The 19,609-nt window shown below is 48.2% G+C and carries 15 protein-coding genes, 2 pseudogenes and 1 riboswitch; of the genes and pseudogenes, 15 read left to right on the top strand and 2 right to left on the bottom strand.

The features are described 5' to 3' along the window. Window positions 1-15 precede the first annotated feature (15 nt). From pheT to ABNN70_RS13660, 7 genes are all read left to right on the top strand, one after another. Window positions 16-2,427 (top strand): phenylalanine--tRNA ligase subunit beta, encoded by a 2,412-nt coding sequence (gene pheT / locus ABNN70_RS13690; protein ID WP_353948105.1) that lies wholly within the window; start codon window positions 16-18, stop codon window positions 2,425-2,427. 246 nt (window positions 2,428-2,673) lie between these two features. Next, window positions 2,674-3,222: a CvpA family protein gene (locus ABNN70_RS13685; RefSeq protein ID WP_129928181.1), complete on the top strand. Its 549-nt coding sequence runs from the start codon at window positions 2,674-2,676 to the stop codon at window positions 3,220-3,222. 15 nt (window positions 3,223-3,237) lie between these two features. After that, window positions 3,238-4,908 (top strand): DNA polymerase/3'-5' exonuclease PolX, encoded by a 1,671-nt coding sequence (gene polX, locus ABNN70_RS13680; RefSeq protein WP_353948104.1) that lies wholly within the window; start codon window positions 3,238-3,240, stop codon window positions 4,906-4,908. A gap of 74 nt (window positions 4,909-4,982) precedes the next feature. Beyond that, window positions 4,983-7,337, top strand: coding sequence for an endonuclease MutS2 (locus ABNN70_RS13675; protein WP_353948103.1), 2,355 nt, complete (start codon window positions 4,983-4,985; stop codon window positions 7,335-7,337). An 86-nt stretch (window positions 7,338-7,423) separates the two neighbouring features. Continuing rightward, window positions 7,424-7,741 carry a thioredoxin gene (gene trxA / locus ABNN70_RS13670; RefSeq protein ID WP_129928185.1) on the top strand — a complete coding sequence of 106 codons (318 nt, stop codon included), beginning with the start codon at window positions 7,424-7,426 and terminating at the stop codon, window positions 7,739-7,741. 143 nt (window positions 7,742-7,884) lie between these two features. Next, window positions 7,885-9,669, top strand: coding sequence for an excinuclease ABC subunit UvrC (gene uvrC / locus ABNN70_RS13665; protein ID WP_129928186.1), 1,785 nt, complete (start codon window positions 7,885-7,887; stop codon window positions 9,667-9,669). A gap of 136 nt (window positions 9,670-9,805) precedes the next feature. Further along, window positions 9,806-9,984: riboswitch (Lysine riboswitch) on the top strand. Between the two features lie 144 nt (window positions 9,985-10,128). After that, on the top strand, window positions 10,129-11,373 hold the full coding sequence (locus tag ABNN70_RS13660; protein WP_353948102.1) for an aspartate kinase: 1,245 nt from the start codon (window positions 10,129-10,131) through the stop codon (window positions 11,371-11,373). Window positions 11,374-11,438: 65 nt separating this feature from the next. Here the strand turns inward: ABNN70_RS13660 and ABNN70_RS13655 are convergent, their stop codons facing one another. Further along, complete coding sequence (locus ABNN70_RS13655; RefSeq protein ID WP_353948101.1) at window positions 11,439-11,915, bottom strand: YslB family protein; 477 nt, start codon at window positions 11,913-11,915, stop codon at window positions 11,439-11,441. Window positions 11,916-12,131: 216 nt separating this feature from the next. On the opposite strand from ABNN70_RS13655, the gene ABNN70_RS13650 reads away from it, so the two are divergent. The 4 genes from ABNN70_RS13650 to ABNN70_RS13635 all read left to right on the top strand — a co-directional run bounded on the left by ABNN70_RS13650 (window position 12,132) and on the right by ABNN70_RS13635 (window position 15,642). Further along, window positions 12,132-12,743 (top strand): succinate dehydrogenase cytochrome b558 subunit, encoded by a 612-nt coding sequence (locus ABNN70_RS13650; RefSeq protein WP_165364204.1) that lies wholly within the window; start codon window positions 12,132-12,134, stop codon window positions 12,741-12,743. A gap of 36 nt (window positions 12,744-12,779) precedes the next feature. Then, complete coding sequence (gene sdhA / locus ABNN70_RS13645) at window positions 12,780-14,531, top strand: succinate dehydrogenase flavoprotein subunit (protein WP_353948100.1); 1,752 nt, start codon at window positions 12,780-12,782, stop codon at window positions 14,529-14,531. A gap of 16 nt (window positions 14,532-14,547) precedes the next feature. Next, window positions 14,548-15,318, top strand: coding sequence for a succinate dehydrogenase iron-sulfur subunit (gene sdhB / locus ABNN70_RS13640; protein ID WP_129928190.1), 771 nt, complete (start codon window positions 14,548-14,550; stop codon window positions 15,316-15,318). 99 nt (window positions 15,319-15,417) lie between these two features. Beyond that, window positions 15,418-15,642: a LuxR C-terminal-related transcriptional regulator gene (locus ABNN70_RS13635; RefSeq protein ID WP_129928191.1), complete on the top strand. Its 225-nt coding sequence runs from the start codon at window positions 15,418-15,420 to the stop codon at window positions 15,640-15,642. Between the two features lie 184 nt (window positions 15,643-15,826). On the opposite strand, the gene ABNN70_RS13630 is transcribed toward ABNN70_RS13635, so the two are convergent. After that, window positions 15,827-16,195, bottom strand: a complete 369-nt coding sequence (locus ABNN70_RS13630; RefSeq protein ID WP_353948099.1) for a hypothetical protein — start codon at window positions 16,193-16,195, stop codon at window positions 15,827-15,829. A gap of 301 nt (window positions 16,196-16,496) precedes the next feature. Between ABNN70_RS13630 and ABNN70_RS13625 the strand changes: the two genes are divergently transcribed. The 4 genes and pseudogenes from ABNN70_RS13625 to ABNN70_RS13610 all read left to right on the top strand — a co-directional run bounded on the left by ABNN70_RS13625 (window position 16,497) and on the right by ABNN70_RS13610 (window position 19,520). Further along, a complete protein-coding gene (locus tag ABNN70_RS13625; protein WP_353948098.1) occupies window positions 16,497-17,513 on the top strand; it encodes a GerMN domain-containing protein in 1,017 nt (338 codons plus the stop codon). Window positions 17,514-17,649: 136 nt separating this feature from the next. After that, a pseudogene (gene rph / locus ABNN70_RS13620) lies at window positions 17,650-18,401 on the top strand (ribonuclease PH). After that, window positions 18,398-19,003 (top strand): XTP/dITP diphosphatase, encoded by a 606-nt coding sequence (locus ABNN70_RS13615; protein ID WP_353948097.1) that lies wholly within the window; start codon window positions 18,398-18,400, stop codon window positions 19,001-19,003. Before rph ends, ABNN70_RS13615 begins: the two are co-directional and overlap by 4 nt. After that, window positions 18,973-19,520: pseudogene (locus ABNN70_RS13610) on the top strand (metallophosphoesterase). The gene ABNN70_RS13615 and the pseudogene ABNN70_RS13610 overlap by 31 nt, the downstream one beginning before the upstream one ends. Window positions 19,521-19,609 lie beyond the last annotated feature (89 nt).

Genomic DNA, 19,609 nt, shown 5'->3' with positions numbered 1-19,609 from the left:
GGGAGTAACAGGAATATGCTGGTTTCTTATAAATGGTTAAACGATTATGTGGATCTTGACGGCATCAGTCCGGAAGAACTCGCCGACAGGATCACAAATTCAGGTATTGAGGTCGAACATCTGAGCTATCCGGGGAAGGGGCTGAAAGGGATTGTGGCTGGCAGGATTTTATCATGCGAACCACATCCTGAATCGGATCATCTGAAGCTGTGCCGGGTAGACATTGGAACAGAAACGGTTCAGATTGTCTGCGGTGCCCCGAATGTTGCTGCGGGCCAGAAGGTGCCGGTTGCAAAGGCCGGCGCACAGATTGGGGGAGATGTACAGATCGGGAAGACGGAATTTCGCGGCGAAGAATCTGACGGAATGATCTGTGCCCTGTCTGAACTGGGTATTGATGAAGCACTTGCTCCTCACGCGGAGGGCATTTTTGTATTTGATGAGGATGTACCGACAGGAGCTGATGCCCTGCCTTATCTGAATCTGGATGATGCGATCCTTGATCTGGATATTCTTGTCAACAGTGCCCACTGTATGAACATGATCGGGGTTGCGCATGAGGTCGCTGCCATACTCGATCGGCCGCTCCATATCAGCAAACCGGATCCGCATGAAACCGGCAAGGCGGCTGCTGATAAAATTTCCGTCACTGTAGAAACTGGTGATTTGGTCCCTTATTACGGTGCACGTCTGATTGAGGGGATCACAGTTGGCCCGTCACCACGCTGGATGCAGCTCCGACTGATCGCCTCAGGTGTCCGCCCAATCAATAATGTGGTCGATATCGCAAATTATGTCATGATCGAGTACGGACAGCCACTGCACACCTTTGATCTTGATGCCTTTGGATCGGATCATGTGCTCGTCCGGCTCGCCGGGCAGAACGAAATCATGCAGACACTTGACAGCCAGAAGAGGAAACTGACTCCGAAAGATATTGTGATCACAAACGGTAAGAAGGCGGAAGCTGTTGCCGGGGTGATGGGCGGAGAAAGTTCAGAAGTGACGTCATCAACGAAAAAGGTATTGCTTGAAGCGGCGGTTTTTGATCCCATGTCGATCAGAAAGACAGCGCAGCGTCTTCAAATGCGAACAGATGCGAGCAGCCGTTATGAAAAAGGCGTCGACAGAAACCGTGTGACTCTTGCCGCCGACCGGGCGGCAGAGCTCCTGACGCACTATGCTTCCGCGCACGTCCTGAAAGGGATCGTGGAACAAGGAGCGCGAACCGTTCCGGAAACCGTCATTACGATGCGCTGGCAGAAAATCAATGATGTACTCGGCACTTCACTCTCACCCGGCCTCATAGAGGGTATATTGAAACGATTAGGATTTGGAATAGAAACAGAGGGAGAAATCATTCACGTGACCGTACCGACACGACGCTTTGATGTCTCCATCCCGGAAGATCTCATTGAAGAAGTCGGGAGGCTGTATGGCTATAATCGGATTCCAGCGACTCTTCCTGAAGGATCTTCAGTTCACGCCGGACTGACCGGTTACCAGAAACTCTGCCGGCGTACCGAACAATTCATGGAAAATGCAGGATTTTATCAGGCGTTTACTTACTCCCTGACAACGGCGGAACATGCTTCGGCTTTTTCTATAAATCATTCAGAAGCACAGCCGGTTAAAGTCATCTGGCCGATGAGTGAGGAACATGCCGTACTTCGGCAGAGTATCGTTCCACAGCTGCTGGACGCGGTTAAATATCATCTGAACCGTCAGATGCATGATGTTGCTCTCTACGAAATGGGGAAAGTATTTTTGCCAAAACCGGGGAAGGCGCGCCCCGATGAAGAAGAACATCTGGCGGGCGCGATTACGGGTACGGTTTCTGAAAAAAGCTGGGAAGATGATGCACAATCTGCTGATTTCTTTACAGCAAAAGGGGTTGTTGAATCCTTATTCGATTCACTCGCCCTGTCGGAAAGCGTGACGTTTAAACCTGTAAAACGGCCTGGCATGCATCCCGGGCAGACGGCAGATATACTGCTGGATCAGAAAGTGATCGGTTATGTCGGCGCTATCCATCCTGAAGTCCAGAAAGATCTCGGCATTCGGGCAACCTATGTTTTCGAAATTGCGATTGAACAGATCCTGCGCCGTGAACAACCTGAGATCACTTATTCAGGGCTGCCGCGTTTCCCCTCTGTTTCCCGTGATATAGCTCTTGTCATGAAACGCTCTGTTCCTGCCGCGGATCTGTATCGGGTGATCCGCGAAAATGGCGGACCGCTTCTGCAGTCAATCAGGCTGTTTGATATTTATGAAGGCAGCCATGTCGCGGAAGATGAGAAATCCATGGCCTTCTCGCTTGTTTACTACGATCCGGAACGCACATTGACCGACGATGAAGTCAATAAAGTGCACGGGAAAATCATTGATGCTGTAGCGAAAGAATGCGGTGCAGAACTACGCGGATGACATCTGTTTCACAGCCGGTGCTCCTCTGAAAAGGGGAAGCATCGGCTTTTTGCAGGGGTACGGTCATCTGACTATCCATGCCGGATGCATGAGTCCTTTTACCTTCTCTAATGATCCAGTTTCTGATATGATAAATACGAATAAAGCCGGTTTGTGATCTCCCCGTGTTTCAGAGAGCTCCAGACTGTCTATACTGATTCTGATTGTTATTTTTGAAAAGAGATACAGGAAAGATGGGATCATTTTATGCTACTGACAGTGATTATCCTGCTGCTTCTTGCTTCAGGATTTTTTATGGGATTCCGGCGCGGGCTCGTCCTTCAGCTTGTTCATCTGGCCGGTTTCATTATTGCTTATATTGTCGCCATTTTGTATTTTAAACAACTGGCACCGGTGCTGAAGTTCTGGATTCCGTTCCCTTCTTCTGCTGCCGACAGTGATATGTTCCGCATGTTCGGAGATGTTGATCTGCAGACTGCCTATTATCGGGCAATCGCCTTTGTCATCCTGTTTATCGGGACGAAAATTATTGTCTCTGTTTTCGGCCATATGCTTGATTTTCTGGCAGAACTTCCTCTGATTCGTTCAGTCAACCATTTATCGGGAGGGGTTCTTGGATTTGCAGAAATTTATCTCATTATTTTTCTGCTGCTTTATGCGGGAGCGCTGACACCGGTCGCGGGCATTCAGTCGGCCATTGACAGTTCTTCGCTTGCCGGGTCGATGATCGGACATACACCGGTTTTTTCAAAAATATTCAGGGAGTTGTGGGTGGCATTTGCTGAACTCCACTGACCAAGAGGGATAGTGATGAATAAAAAGCAGCTTATTGATCAACTGGACAGAATGGCTCTGTACATGGAAATACAGGGAGAAAATCCATTTAAAATTGCCGCTTATCGCCAGGCCGGGCAGGCACTGGAAACCGATCAGCGGTCTCTTTCAGGAATTGACGATTTCAGTAAAATCAAAGGAATCGGAGTCGCAATCGCTCAGGTGATAGAAGAACTGGTCGCGACGGGTAAGTCGGCCCGGCTGCAGACCCTTCAGGAAGAAACACCCCCAGGCCTGCTTGAACTTGTGGCTATTCCCGGGCTTGGCGGCAAAAAAATCGGAAAGTTGTATCGAGAGCTCGGTGTAACCGGTCCAATAGAACTCCGGAAAGCCTGTGAAAGCGGACAGGTACGTGCACTGGCCGGATTCGGTGAAAAAACGGAAAGAAAATTGCTGAAAGCGATGAATGATATAAATCAACGTCCTGATGTTTTACCGATCTCCTATATGGCCGGTCTTGCCGAACAAATTGATGAGGTACTGACTCAGGTGGAGGAAATCAGCCGTTTTTCATGTGCGGGCAGTCTCCGCCGGGCAAAAGAATACATGAAAGATCTTGATTTTGTACTGGAGACAGAAACTCCTGATCAAGCAGCTGACCATGTGCTGGATGCCCTGCCCGTCCATGATGTCGTCGGTCGCGGGGAAGCAAAAATGACGGTGACACTCGAAGACAGATATCATACCTCGGTTGACTTTCGTTTTGCTTCCCCCGCTGCTTATATAACGACATTAAATCACTTTACCGGATCCAGGGAACATAACATTCTGATGCGCCATCTGGCCAAAGAACGTGACGAAAGAATCAGTGAGTACGGGGTAAAGACGGATAACGGAAAAATCCGCACTTTTTCCAGTGAAGCAGATTTCTACGGCCATTTCGGGCTGTATGAGATTCCCCCGGAGGTCAGGGAAGGGACGGAGGAAGTTGAGCGGGCCGGTCAGGCTCCGCTTGGTTTACTGAAACTGTCTGATATAAAAGGTGACCTGCATATGCACTCTGCCTGGAGTGACGGATCCTATACGATCCAGGAAATGGCTGAGGCAATGCGGGCAAAAGGATACGCCTATGCCTGTTTAACAGATCATTCAAAATCCCTGCGTGTGGCTTCCGGTTTATCCGAATACCGGCTCCTGAAACAACAGGAAGAAGTGGCCCGTGTTAATGCCCTTTTCAATGATTTTACCTTGTTTTCCGGAACAGAGATGGACATTCTGCCGGACGGAACTCTGGACTTCTCCGACGAGCTTTTAAAACAGCTGGACTTTGTGATTGCATCGATTCATACGGCTTTTTCGCAAAGCACGGATCAGATTATGAAACGGATGGAAGCAGCCTGTAACAATCCTTACGTCCGTCTGATCGCACACCCGACCGGCCGTTTGCTGGGCAAACGCCCCGGTTACGCTGCAGATGTCGACCGGCTGATCGACATGGCGGCAGAGACAGGCACCGTGCTGGAGCTGAACAGTAATCGCAGGCGGCTTGACCTGTCGGCGAAATGGGTAAGGAAAGCGCAGGCGGCAGGCGTACGCATTGCAATCGACACGGACAGCCATTCGAAAAAAATGATGGATGATATGGCACTTGGCGTCAGCACCGCCGTACGGGGATGGATTCGCCGGAAACAGTCATCAATACCATGACAAAAGAAGAATTCACCACATTTATAAAAAACGGTAAAACCGTATGATCATCCTCATACTGGGAGATGCGTACCTTGAATGAACATGCTTTAAAATCTTTGGAGTATAACAAAATTAAACAACAGCTCATGAACTATACGGCGTCTTCGCTGGGAAAAAGCCGGATTGCGCAACTCAGGCCGTCCGGTGTTCAGGAGGAAGTGGAGAAACTTCAGGAAGAAACAGATGAAGGAGCGACTGTTCTGCGCTTAAAAGGTTCCGTGCCTTTTGGCGGGATCACAGATATTCGTCCGGCTCTGAAACGTTCAAAAATCGGTGGCATGCTTCAGGCAAAAGAACTGATCGATATTGCTGATACTGTTCGTGGTACACGGATCATGAAGAAATTCATTCTTGATCTGGTGGATGAGAAAGAGCTTGAACTGCCTGTCCTGTCCCGACTTGCGGGTGAAATGAGCGTGCCCGGGGGACTGGAAAGGCGTATCCGGAGTGCGATAGACGACCAGGGGGGTGTCATGGACTCAGCCAGTCCGGCGCTCCGTCATATTCGCGCGCAGATCCGCACCTGTGACGGCCGCGTCAAGCAGAAGCTGGACAACATCGTCCGGTCCAGCGGCCGAATGCTGTCCGAAGCGATTATTACCATCCGCAACGACAGGCAGGTGATCCCGGTGAAACAGGAATACCGCGGGTCGTTTGGCGGAATCGTGCATGATCAGTCCGCTTCCGGAGCAACCTTTTTTATAGAACCGCAGGCCATTGTCGATCTGAATAATCAGTTAAGCGAAGCAAAAGCAAAAGAACGTCATGAGATTGAACGTATCCTGCGCGTGCTCACGGGTGAAGCAGCTGAATCTGCAGATGAGATGCTGGAGGATGTTGAACGGCTTGCCCGTCTGGACTTTATTTTTGCGAAGGCGTCATATGGTCATCAGATGAGGGGGACACGACCGAAACTCAATGACAGTGGACAGATCAGATTAAAAAAAGCCCGTCATCCTCTGATTCCGGCTGACCGCGTCGTGCCGATTGATGTTATTTTTGATGAACACACGCATGCTCTGATTATTACCGGACCGAATACAGGCGGCAAGACGGTATCCCTGAAAACCACGGGGCTGATCACATTAATGGCACAATCCGGGTTACAGATTCCTGCGGATGAAGGATCTGAAGTCAGTGTTTTTCGGAAAATATTTGCTGATATCGGTGATGAACAGTCGATCGAGCAGAGTCTCAGTACGTTCTCCTCGCATATGACGAACATTGTCGATATCTTAAAAGAACTGGATGATCAAAGTCTGGTGCTTTTTGATGAACTGGGCGCGGGAACAGATCCTCAGGAAGGGGCAGCTTTGTCCATTGCCATTCTGGATGCAGCCCTAGGCCGCGGCGCAACGATCGTCTGTACCACGCATTACAGTGAACTGAAAGCATACGCCTATGAACGCCAGGGTGTGATGAATGCCAGTGTTGAATTTAATGTTGAAACCCTTAGTCCGACCTATCGGCTGCTTCTGGGCGTACCGGGGCGAAGTAATGCCTTTGAAATTTCAAAAAAGCTTGGACTGCCAGGCGAAATTATTGACGAAGCGCGAGAGAGAATCAGCCAGGAAACCAACCAGATTGATAAAATGATTGCGTCACTGGAGAAGAATCGCAAGATGGCAGAGAAGGAAGAAGAGAACGCGCACCGGCTCAGGCTGGAAGCAGAGGAGAAAACCTCTGAACTGAACAGGAAACTCAAAGAACTGGATCGTAATAAAGAACAGATTCTGAACAAGGCCAGAGAAAAAGCCGAACGTTCACTGAAAAATGCGCGATATGAGGCAGAAGAAATTATCGAGGAACTCAGGCAATTCAAGCAAAAAGGAGGAGCCAGGCAGCACCAGATCATTGATGCAAAAACGCGTCTTTCCCATGCTATGGATGCTCTGGATGAGCCGGAAAAACGCACGTCGCACCCAATCCGCGTGAAGAAACATAATGAAGCATTTGCTGCCGGCGATCACGTCAGGATTCTCAGTTTCGGTCAGGAGGGTTACATTGTCGAAAAGATAAACAGCCGGGAATACCTGGTGCAGGCAGGTATTTTGAAGATGAACGTTGCAGCAGATGATCTGAAAAAAATCAAAGAAGAAAAAAAGGTGACCCCTGTTGTCAATGTCAGAACCGCCGGGGACACCGTGAAGCCGGAGCTGGACCTGCGCGGGGCACGATATGAAGAGGCCATGCGGAAAGTGGAGAAATACCTGGACGAGGCCATGCTGGCCGGTTATCCACGTGTTTCAATCATTCACGGGAAAGGAACCGGCGCGTTGAGAAAGGGTGTCGCCCGACTGGTTGAAGGTAATACACGGATTAAGAATGCACGCCTGGGCAGTCAGGGCGAAGGCGGCAGTGGCGTGACCGTTGTCGAGTTTAAATAGTGTAAATACCCGTAAGCTGAATAATGGCATAACCTGCCCGGAGATGCTATACTTTGTGGAAGAATGAACTAAGGAGGTTTTTTTGAATGGCTATCAGTCAGGTAACAGACGCAAATTTTGCGGATGAAACGTCTAAAGGACTTGTACTGGCCGATTTTTGGGCTACATGGTGCGGACCATGCAAAATGATGGCTCCGGTTCTTGAAGAAGTGGATTCTGAATTAGCAGATAAGGTGAAAATCGTTAAACTGGATGTCGACAAAAATCAGTCGACTGCAAGCAAGTATGGCGTCATGAGCATTCCGACCATGTTCCTGTTCAAGGATGGCGAAATTGCGGATAAGATCGTCGGCTTCACACCTAAAGAAGCATTGGTTGACCGGATTAACGAGCATGTCGGCTGATTGTTTTATTCTGACAAAGATTCATTAAAAAGGGCTGTCCGGCAGGATAGCTCTTTTTTCATTGCCCGGACAGTTGATTGTCTGGCGCTTGTGACTAATAATAAAAACGGTCTGTATGAATGATTGTAAAGGATGTACACGTTATGGAAAACAGGAAAATAAAAGAAAAACTCAGTCTACTTCCCAAACAGCCCGGCTGCTACCTGATGAAGAATGCCCGCGGTGAAATCATCTATGTCGGAAAGGCAAAAAATCTTTTCAACCGGGTCCATTCGTATTTCAGCGGGTCGCATGATGCTAAAACGCAGCGCCTGGTGGCGGACATTGCCGATTTTGAATACATCGTTGTTTCTTCAGAAATTGAGTCTTTATTGCTTGAGATCAACTTAATAAAGAAACACGAACCCCACTACAACATCATGTTAAAGGATGACAAAAGTTATCCCTACATCAAATTAACGTCTGAAAAATATCCGCGTCTGATTATTACCAGGAAAGTGAACCGGAGAAGCGGCAAATATTTTGGCCCCTATCCCAACGTGACCGCGGCGAATGAAACCAAGCGGCTGCTTGACCGACTCTATCCACTTCGCAAGTGTCACATTATGCCAAAAAGAGTATGTCTGTATTATCACATTGGCCAGTGTCTCGCTCCCTGTGTGAATGATATTCCCGCCAGCACCTACCGGAAAATGTCGGAGGATATTACCCATTTTCTGAACGGTGGAGGCTATCGGGATGTGAAACGGGAACTGAAAAAAAAGATGATGGAAGCAGCAGATAAGCTGAATTTCGAAAAAGCAAAAGAACTCCGTGATCAGATCCGAAGTATTGAAACGGTGATGGAGAAACAGAAGATTATATTGAACGACATGGATGACCGTGATATATTCGGCTATGCTTATGATAAAGGCTGGATGTGTGTGCAGGTATTCTTCATGCGCCAGGGAAAGCTGATCGAACGGGCGGTATCCATGTTTCCTTTTTATCAGGAACCGGAAGAAGATTTCCTGACTTTTATGGGTCAGTTCTACTCTCGTCAGAATCATATCAAGCCGAAGGAAGTCCTTATACCGGATCGTGTCAACCGCGATCTTGCCGAACAGATGCTGGGTATTACGGTCCTTCAGCCTCAGCGCGGGCGGAAGAAGGATCTTGTGCAAATGGCAGTCAAGAACGGCCAGATTGCGTTACGGGAGAAATTCGCATTAATTGAAAAAGACGAGAAGCGGACGACCGGAGCGGTAGAACAGCTTGGTGAAGCACTTGACATGCCGGCACCGCATCGAATCGAAACCTTTGACAATTCCAATATTCAGGGTGCGGATCCGGTATCGGCCATGGTCGTTTTTGAAGACGGACGTCCAAAGAAAAGTGATTACCGCAAGTATCGGGTAAAGACGGTCCATGGTCCGGATGATTACGCAACCATGAAAGAAGTGGTGCGTCGCCGCTATACCCGTCTGCTGAAGGAAGGAGCGGTGCTTCCGGATCTGATTCTGATCGATGGGGGAAAAGGCCAGTTATCAGCAGCCATCGATGTGCTCGAAAATGAATTTGGCCTTTATATCCCGGTTTGCGGACTGGCCAAGGATGACCGGCACAGAACAGCCCAGCTGGTTGCCGGAGAGCCTCCCGTGATTGTTCCGCTTGCCCGTAACAGCCAGGCTTTCTATCTGCTGCAGCGGATTCAGGATGAAGTACACCGCTTCGCGATTACATTTCATCGTCATGTACGTCAGAAAGAAATGCTGCACTCCGTCCTGGACGATATTCCGGGGGTGGGCAGGCAGCGTAAAAGGACTTTACTGCGCAAGTTCGGATCAATAAAAAAAATCCGTGAAGCAAGCAGTGAAGAACTGAAGGAAGCCGGTCTGCCGCAGAAAGTAGCGGAGTCCGTAAAAAAATATCTGGACAACTCCGACTGAAAGTGTTTGTTTCAGAACTTTTATTTTGTTATACTTTAGAAAAGTACAGTATTTTTGCGGAATAAGAATCAGAAAAACTGAGGCTCTGGCGGCGCCAGTGGATGTGTTTTTCTTTATTCACTTAAATTCATATTTCTAATGTGATAGAGGCGCAGATTCCATGAATAGGCAGTATGAGAAGGATGAAATTCGATGAGTACTGCGGGAAAGGGGAATCTGCCGAAGCCGGTCCGGTTCATCGCGGATTTGTGCTGGATCTGTATTGAACAAATGCAGGGCTGTCATACTTTTCGGGTGTGGAGAACTATCTCAGCATGTTGTGGAAAAACAGTTCAGCAGCGGGAGATTCTCGCTGCTTTTTGTCATCCGGGGAAAATACCGGCAGAAAGTTTCGGATCCCGGAAAGGGTATAAAGAACAGCGCAGGCAAGCCGTGATCATATAAAGGAGCGAGTGACGAGTGGCTTTATTAGTAATGAAATTCGGCGGGACGTCGGTAGCGACAGTTGAGCGTCTCCGAAGGGCAGCAGACAGAATTATTCAGGAGAAAGAGGCGGGAAACCAGATCATTGTTGTGGTTTCTGCAATGGGCGGAACAACGGATGACCTGCTTGCAAAAGCGAAACAGATTTCAAATCATCCATCAAAACGGGAAACGGACGTACTTCTGTCTACGGGGGAACAGGTCACGATTGCTATGCTGTCTATGGCACTCATTGAAAAAGGGTATGAGGCCGTTTCTTTCACAGGCTGGCAGGCAGGTATAAGGACGGAAGCGAGCTATGGGCATGCCCGGATTTCTGCTATCGATACCTCACTGATCCGTCCCTGTCTCAGGCAGGGGGGCATTGTCGTTGTCGCAGGTTTTCAGGGGGTGACAGAGTCCGGAGACATCACGACGCTTGGCAGAGGAGGATCCGACACCTCAGCTGTAGCGCTGGCTGCGGCTTTCGGTGCTTCAAGGTGTGACATTTATACAGACGTCACCGGCGTATTCACAACAGATCCCCGTTATGTAGACCAGGCGAGAAAACTGCGGGAAATCAGCTACGATGAAATGCTGGAGCTAGCCTATCTCGGTGCAGGTGTCCTGCACCCCCGCGCTGTAGAATATGCTAAGGATAATCATATTGAGCTGGTTGTCCGTTCCTCGTTTTCCAATGAACCGGGAACTGTGATAAAGGAGGAAGTCGGGATGGAGAAAACCAAATTGGTCAGAGGTCTGGCCTTTGAGAAAAATGTCAGTAAGGTTACACTTCTTGGTCTGTCAAATTCTGTGAGTGCTGTTTCACGGGTTTTCGATGTCATTGCGTCAAAACAGATCAGTATTGATGTTATTGTTCAGAATGTACTTGATGAGGCACAAACAAACCTTTCCTTTACAGTAGACAGGGATTTGCTGGATGAGACACTGGACGTTCTGCGGACTCACGAGAAGGACCTTGAATTTAACCGGCTGATTTTCGAATCGGGTCTTGCTAAAGTGTCCATCGTCGGCTCTGGCATGGCATCGAATCCCGGGGTTGCCGCGGAGATGTTTCATACCCTGGCAAAGGAAAAAATAAAGGTAAAAATGATCAGTACGTCTGAAATCAAGGTTTCAACAATTATTGATGAAGAAAAGCTGCCTGCAGCACTGGACACGCTGCACGAGACGTTCCATCTTGCGGAAGAGGAATCGAACAGCTTCCGGCCGGGGAATTAATCAATCCGTATTGAAAAAGGTTTCGGCAGGACGTCTCCTCCGAAACCTTTTTCATTACCCGGGCGTTATTTTGATGACTGATTGGCAGGTACAGGGTCTGACGCATCCCACTTAATATGGAAGATAACTTTTTTATTTTTTCCCGTTTTAATTTCTGTAACAGCTTCTGCAATAAAACCGTATATTTGCTGGATCTGTTCTGCAATGAATCCGGCTTCAAGGGAAAACAGAGCCGAATCCTGATCTTCCTTGATTTGATAATCGATAAGTGAGGAACGGCATTCAAAATCCATTTTTTTTCTGCTTTTATCCACTAGCTTCAGCGTTCCCCATCCAGCCTGCTCGAAGAACAATGGGATTTTCTCCTCACTCCCGGCTGGATAAAGGCGCGCCAGTTTGCGCCCCGACCAGTAGAGAATTGATGCGGATTCTTTACCGAGCAATTCGGGAATTAGCTGATTTCTGATTAATTCGTAACCGAAAGCCGGAACAGTGGCATCGCCGAACTGCTCCGGCTGCGGACAGGTTTCACGTCTCGTCATCTTTCCATCCCTCCAATAGTATTATAACTTTTTTTACTTCTGTTCACTATGAGAATATTATAGATAACGCTTACATTATGGATTGACTGTGCAAAATTCGAGGTTTACAATAAATCTGTGACAGATTGTAGTATTTTTTGATCAGCTAGTCTTACTACAATTCGGGTTAAATAAAATTTAAAGCGGTAACAATTCACTTGGAGGGGGAGAGGAAACATGGCTTTGGCTGATCATGAGTATGCCAGACACCGTTGGCATTCTCTGCTTGGCGTGGTTCCTGTCGGGTTATTTCTGGTTGTGCATCTGACTGTCAATTATCAGGCAACAAAGGGGCCTGGTGCGTTCAACAATGCCGCGGCGTTTATGGAGAGTTTGCCGTACCTGCTGTTTATGGAGATCGTGCTGATTTATCTGCCGATTCTGTTCCATGCTATTTACGGCATCTATATTGCTTTTACCGCAAAAAGCAATGTCAGAAACTTCGGGTTTTTAAGAAACTGGATGTTCCTGCTGCAAAGATTATCGGGTTTATTTCTGGTCATCTTTATCGCATGGCATGTCTGGGAGACGCGGGTCGCCATGGCTTTAGGCACGCCGCTTAATTTTGACTTAATGGCAAATGTTCTGGGTAATACAGGTATTATCGTGTTTTATATTATCGGCATTTTGAGTGCTGTGTTCCATTTCTCAAATGGACTTTGGTCGTTCTGTGTCCATTGGGGAATACTTGTTTCTCCCAAATCTCAGAGATTCGGTACCTATGCAGCGCTTGTTATTTTTGTCCTGCTGGGTTACGTGGGCGTCCGCGCACTGTTCGCATTCATCTAAACTATCTGACTACCAAATGAAAAGGAGTGAGCCCACTTGAGTAAAGGAAAATTAATCATAGTCGGCGGCGGCCTCGCCGGACTGATGTCGGCGGTTAAAGCGGCCGAAGCCGGTGTGGAAGTTGATTTGTTCTCAGTTGTCCCGGTGAAACGTTCCCATTCGGTTTGTGCACAGGGCGGGATCAACGGGGCTGTCAATACAAAAGGTGAAGGAGATTCACCATGGCATCACTTTGACGATACGATTTATGGCGGAGACTTTCTGGCAAATCAGCCCCCTGTAAAGGCAATGTGTGAAGCGGCACCGGGCATCATTCACTTGCTTGACCGTATGGGTGTCATGTTTAATCGTACGCATGAGGGATTGCTGGATTTCCGCCGGTTCGGTGGAACGACCTTTCATCGCACGGCGTATGCCGGAGCAACAACAGGACAGCAACTGCTTTACGCGCTGGATGAACAGACCCGACGCCAGGAAGTGAAAGGCCTTGTCCACAAACACGAATACTATGAGTTCCTGAGGGCGGTTATCGATGAAGATCATGTCTGCCGGGGCGTTGTGGTCATGAACATGAGATCGATGGAGATTTCGGTGTTCCGTGCTGATGCGGTGATCATGGCAAGCGGTGGCCTGGGAATGGTTTATGGGAAATCAACAAACTCGATGATCAACACAGGTTCAGCTGCCTCCACCCTTTATCAGCAGGGAGCCTTCTTCGCTAACGGGGAATTCATTCAGATCCATCCGACAGCGATTCCCGGTCAGGACAAACTCAGACTGATGAGTGAATCCGCCCGTGGCGAAGGCGGCCGGCTTTGGACATATAAAGATGGCAAACCGTGGTACTTCCTTGAGGAGATGTATCCGGCGTATGGTAACCTTGTGCCACGTGACGTCGCAACACGCGCCATCTTTGACGTTTGTATCAATAAGCACCTTGGTATCAACGGAGAAAATATGGTCTATCTGGACCTTTCGTTTAAGGATCCACATGAACTTGATGTGAAACTGGGCGGCATCATTGATATTTATGAAAAATTTGTCGGCGAGGATCCACATAAAGTACCGATGAAAGTTTTCCCGGCCGTTCATTACTCAATGGGTGGACTGTGGGTTGATTTTAACCAGATGACCAATATTAAGGGTCTGTTTGCCTGTGGTGAATGTGATTACCAGTATCATGGTGCCAACCGTCTCGGTGCCAATTCACTTCTCTCCGCGCTATATGGCGGCATGGTGGCCGGTCCGAATGCGGTTTCCTACATTTCAGGACTGGAAAAGAGTGGCGACGATGTACCGTCTTATATCTTCGACGACGCGCTGATGCAGGAAAAAGAAAAATACAAGGAAATTATCTCACTTGACGGGACGGAAAATGCTTACGCTCTGCACCAGGAACTTGGTGAATGGATGACCAAATACGTCACCGTCGTTCGCGAAAATAAAACATTGCTGGAGACGGATGAACATATTCAGGAATTAATGGAGCGGTTCAAGAACATAAACATTAATGATACGTCCAAATGGAGTAATGGGGCTGTATCCTTCACACGTCAGCTGTGGGATATGCTTCAGCTCGCCAGAGTCATTACACTGGGTGCTTATAATCGTAATGAAAGCCGGGGTGCCCATTATAAACCGGAATTCCCTGAGCGTGATGATAAAAACTGGCTGAAAACAACGAAAGCGAAGTTCAATCCGGAGAAAAACGGACCGGACTTTGAATATGAAGACGTTGACATTTCTTTGATTAAACCGCGTAAAAGAGATTATACTCATGCACATTAACAGGGGGGAAGAAACCATGAGTGAATCTAATCATCCGAAATCTTTTCAGCTGATTATCACACGACAGGACGGGCCGGGTTCAACCCCTTATCAGGAAACGTTTAATGTCCCCTATCGCCCGAATATGAACGTGATTTCAGCACTGATGGCGATTAGAAAAAATCCGGTCAATGCCAGCGGAGAGAAGACCACTGCGCCGCAATGGGAGATGAGCTGTCTGGAGGAAGTGTGCGGTGCCTGTTCGATGGTCATTAACGGACGTCCGCGCCAGGCCTGCACCGCACTTATCGATAAACTGGAAAAACCGGTGCATCTGGAACCGATGAAGACCTTTCCGATCGTCCGTGATCTGATTGTCGACCGTAGCAGGATGTTTGACGCACTGAAAAAAGTCAAAGCATGGATTCCGATTGACGGCACATATGATCTGGGACCCGGTCCCCGAATGGCCGAAAGTAAACGTGAGTGGGCTTATGAACTGTCAAAATGTATGACCTGCGGGGTCTGCCTGGAAGCCTGCCCGAATGTCAACAGTAAATCTGATTTTATGGGACCTGCCCCACTGTCTCAGGTACGTCTGTTCAACGCCCACCCGACTGGAGCGCTCAATCGGGCAGAACGGCTGCATGCCATTATGGGTAAAGGCGGTATTGAAGGCTGCGGCAACTCGCAGAACTGTGTTCAGGTTTGCCCGAAAGGGATTCCTCTGACCACATCAATCGCAGCCCTGAACCGTGCGACAGTCGGTCAGTCCTTCCGGGATTTCTTCGGCAGCGACAAAGTATAAGCATAAAAGGGTCTCACCAATCATTTACACCTTTCATAAAATAAAGATGACTAAAAGCCTTCCCCGCCCGCTCTCCTGCTGAGCAAGGAGGGGGAATTGTTGAAGGAAGATTATTACCGTCCGAAACCTTTACTGACAAAGAGGGAAAGAGAAGTTTTTGAACTGCTCGTTCAAGATAAAACAACGAGGGACATTGCCAAAGAACTCTTTATCAGTGAAAAAACAGTTCGAAACCATATATCAAACACCATGCAGAAGCTGGGTGTGAAAGGACGCTCCCAGGCGGTTGTCGAACTGCTCAGGCTCGGAGAACTAAAGCTATAGCACTGGCCGGCTCTGGTTGAGCCGGCTGTGTTATTCGAAAAACAGGAGGATGAGTCCCGACAGACCCATCCTCCTGTTTATTTATTTCAGCCTGATTCTTTGCGAAGGACGGATGATCGACAGGATCAGAAATGCAGGAGCATCTTTCGGCTCAGAAAAAGAGCGCCGGATATCCCTGAACCCATTACAGAAGGTAAATCCCTTTAATCAGGCGACCCATAAAGCAGACCTTGTGAAAATCGATCACCTCGCAGTTAATATTTTTGTTGTTTCTGATAATCAGATTGTCACTGGTCAGCAGTTTCGACTTTCCGGTAAAAAGCCGGCCATCCTGCATCAGGGCGACAATTCGGTCGTTATCGATGAACATACGACGGGGTTCTATAATCCATACAGGAAAGTGTGACTGTCCAATATAGTCGATAATATTGGCACCGCAAGTGTCCAGAGCGAATGTACCCGGATAAACCTGCTCGCCCTTTCCGACCGGGCAGGAATAAAAATGACCGGATGGCGATAACGAAGAGGAATCATGAGCATGGATTTGCGTCATCAGGGGGACTTTTATATAACGAATCGGTTCAAGTCTGATTGTAAAAACCTCCGAATCTTAACTTGCCGGGTATCACCCGGACAGGTGGTCCATATTTTCAGAAATCATCCAAATTTGTCAGCTGGCAAATTTTTCTTTATTTTACTTCTGTTGTACAAGTATACCATGATCACCCGTGAAAATAAATTTCATCTCTCACGAATGTGATCGAAATCATGACCTTGTAAAAGTCGTTGGTCTTTTTGGTGGACAGCCCCGTATACATGGTAGTACAACCTACGGGGATCAGGGGGGTCAAACGATGATTCGTCGGTCATTTTTTGTACTGGCTTCGGTTATAGTGTTGTTATCTTTTACGCTGTTGTCTGCGTGCGGAGATAAGGACAGCGAGCCTGACACGATAAAATATGTTAAAGACAGGCAGGCATTGAAGGAGGCATCAAAAAACGCAACATACATTCAGCGGACACTCTATCTTTCCGATGCGAACGGCCTGCTTATACCGCAAGTTACAGGTTTGCCTGAATCCGGCGCACCTGAAAGTCAGGTTCTGAATTATCTCGTCAAAGGGGGGCCGGTGACGGAACTCCTGCCTAATGGCTTCCAGACCGTTCTTCCTGCCGAAACGGAGGTCGTCAATGTGGATATGGATAAGCGTGGTAATCTGACGGTCGATTTTTCCAGGGAGTTTCTTGAGACACGGCCTGAGGACCAGGAGCGTGCCGTCCAGTCAGTGGTCTGGACACTGACGGAATTTAATACTGTAAAAAGTGTTTCCATCAGTGTGGACGGTAAAGTCCTGGACGAATGGCCGGATACCAGACGGTCGATCGGCAGAGGCCTGACACGCCAGGACGGGATTAATACCACATTCGGCGATGTTTCAGATGTTGCGGCCAGTGGATCATTGACTGTTTTTTATCTCACGACGTATAAAAACAAAACCTATGAAGTTCCGGTTACCGTACGAGCGATCACGGGAAATGACAGAGTATCCGACCTGGTTTCTGCACTGGTCGATGAACCTGCGGACAGTCCGTTCATCTCAACTTTCAATCCCGACACACGTCTGATTGATAAACCCATGATAAAAGATGGCGTAGTATCTCTGCACTTTAACGATGCCGTCTATGAGGATAAAGCGGCAAAGACAATCAGTGAACGGGCGCTCCGCTGTCTTGTCAGGACACTGACCAGTCAGAAAGGAATCAATAAAGTCGAGATAAAAGCGGGAGATTCGGATAAAGTGATGCTGGAGTCCGGTAAAACACTGACGGGTCCGGTTTCAGAATCCATGGTGAGTGCTTCAGGCCTATAATGATTTCTTGCGTATTATGGTATAGTAAAAAGGAGCGGCCTGCCGCTCCTCTATTCGTGTAGTGATCGTACAGGATACTGTTGTATTTTATCCATTGACAGATCCTGAATTCTGTAATTCAAAGGAACTGACTGAAATGAGACCAGATGGAAGAGCAAGTGACGAGCTCAGACACATTCTGATACAGCCTGATTTTATTATCCATCCTGAAGGTTCTGTACTGATGACTGTCGGGCGGACAAAGGTCATCTGTAACGCAAGCATTGAGGACAGAGTGCCTCCGTTTCTGCGCGGGCAGAAGAAGGGATGGATTACAGCAGAATATGCCATGCTTCCCGGGCGACACCTGAGCGAACCATTCGCGAGTCCTCGCGCGGAAAGCAGGCCGGACGGACCATGGAAATTCAGCGCCTGATTGGCCGGGCATTACGTTCTGTTGTTGATCTGGGAAAAATAGGGGAACGCACGATATGGATTGACTGTGACGTAATTCAGGCAGACGGGGGTACACGAACAGCCTCAATCACCGGGGCATTTGTCGCCATGGTACTGGCTTTCAGAAAAGCGTTGGAACGGAATATGATCAGTCAGCTGCCGGTCAGAACTTATCTGGCAGCGACGTCTGTCGGGATCCATCCACAGTATGGACCGATTCTTGATCTGTGTTATAAAGAGGACGCAACAACGAATGTTGATATGAATATTGTGATGAACGGTAAAGGTGAATTTGTGGAAATACAGGGCACTGGAGAAGAGGCCACATTCAGTGAAGATGAGCTTCGAAAACTGATCCGGCTGGCCGGGAAGGGCATCCATGAACTGATTCAGAAAGAGAAAGCCATCATTGGTGACATTTTGACAGAGCAAAAGGTGGGAAGATCGCGGTGACACGTATTCTGATTGCATCAAATAATCAGGGGAAGATTAAAGAAATAAAAAAAATACTGGCGGATTTTGATGTGGATGTGTTTTCATTGAAAGATCTGAATGTAACCATTGACGTGCCTGAAACAGGCAAAACTTTTCGTGACAACGCTGCTCTGAAGGCAGAAACCCTTTCCCAAAAAATGAATCTGCCGGCGCTTGCCGACGATTCAGGGCTGTGTGTTGACGCTCTGGGTGGTGAACCGGGGATCTTCTCCGCACGGTATGCCGGGCCTGATAAAAACAGCGAACATAATATCGATAAACTGCTTAATCATTTAAAAGGTGTCCCGGTTGAGAAGCGGACGGCTCACTTTACCTGCGTTCTTGCGCTCAGCCTGCCTGGCAGAAAGACACACTTCGCTGAGGGACACTGTTCCGGCGTGATTACAGATAAAAGAAGAGGTGCCGATGGTTTCGGTTATGATCCGGTCTTTTTCGTTCCGGAAGAACAGATGACCTTCGCAGAAATGGGTGAGGATGTAAAAAACAGGATCAGCCACCGGGCAAAGGCTTTGCAGGAGCTCAAAGCGAAATGGACAGAATGGATGGGGGCCGGTCAATGAAATGGCTGATTGTCAGTGACACGCATGGTCTGAAGCGTGAGGTTGAGGAACTGAAGGACAGGTATGCCGGGAAAGTTGAAGCTTTCATCCACTGCGGCGATTCGGAATTACACGCGGATAGTCCTGAAATGAAGGATTACCTTGCCGTTGAAGGAAACTGCGATTTTCCGGGGCCTATCCGGATGAAGTCGTCCGTCAGTCGGGTTCATTAACCTTTCTGATTGCCCATGGGCACTTGCTGGGTGTCCGGAATTCTCCGGCAAGGCTCATTTACCGGGGTCTGGAAGTCAAAGCAGATATTCTCTGTTTCGGGCATACGCACTTCGCCGGCTCTTTTAAGGAAAACGGGATGATCGGCATTAACCCGGGCAGTCTGCGTCTGCCCCGTAATTATAAGACGGGTACATATGTCATTCTCGACCTCAGTGAAGATAAGAAGAAGATTAAAGTGAATTATTTTACGCTTAAAGGACAGCCGGTTGATTCATTTTCCGCAACGTATACATGGGAGAAATAAGAGGTACATACAAATGACACCCTGTTAAGGTGTCATAAGGAGTGATGAAGAGAGGTGCTCTGGCCGGCGGATCAGACAGTCTGAAAATC

It is taken from the genome of Sporolactobacillus sp. Y61, from assembly GCF_040529185.1.
In the GTDB taxonomy this organism is placed as follows: Bacteria; Bacillota; Bacilli; order Bacillales; family Sporolactobacillaceae; genus Sporolactobacillus.
The sequence above is the reverse complement of the archived record's forward strand: the minus strand, read 5'-3'. Positions and strand labels throughout refer to the sequence as shown.

Bases quoted from the DNA above. Each gene is read 5' to 3' on its own strand.
- pheT (WP_353948105.1), top strand. From the start codon at position 16: ATGCTGGTTTCTTATAAATGGTTAAACGATTATGTGGATCTTGACGGC.
- ABNN70_RS13685 (WP_129928181.1), top strand. From the start codon at position 2,674: ATGCTACTGACAGTGATTATCCTGCTGCTTCTTGCTTCAGGATTTTTT.
- polX (WP_353948104.1), top strand. From the start codon at position 3,238: ATGAATAAAAAGCAGCTTATTGATCAACTGGACAGAATGGCTCTGTAC.
- trxA (WP_129928185.1), top strand. From the start codon at position 7,424: ATGGCTATCAGTCAGGTAACAGACGCAAATTTTGCGGATGAAACGTCT.
- uvrC (WP_129928186.1), top strand. From the start codon at position 7,885: ATGGAAAACAGGAAAATAAAAGAAAAACTCAGTCTACTTCCCAAACAG.
- ABNN70_RS13655 (WP_353948101.1), bottom strand. From the start codon at position 11,915: ATGACGAGACGTGAAACCTGTCCGCAGCCGGAGCAGTTCGGCGATGCC.
- ABNN70_RS13650 (WP_165364204.1), top strand. From the start codon at position 12,132: ATGGCTTTGGCTGATCATGAGTATGCCAGACACCGTTGGCATTCTCTG.
- sdhB (WP_129928190.1), top strand. From the start codon at position 14,548: ATGAGTGAATCTAATCATCCGAAATCTTTTCAGCTGATTATCACACGA.
- ABNN70_RS13630 (WP_353948099.1), bottom strand. From the start codon at position 16,195: ATGACGCAAATCCATGCTCATGATTCCTCTTCGTTATCGCCATCCGGT.
- ABNN70_RS13625 (WP_353948098.1), top strand. From the start codon at position 16,497: ATGATTCGTCGGTCATTTTTTGTACTGGCTTCGGTTATAGTGTTGTTA.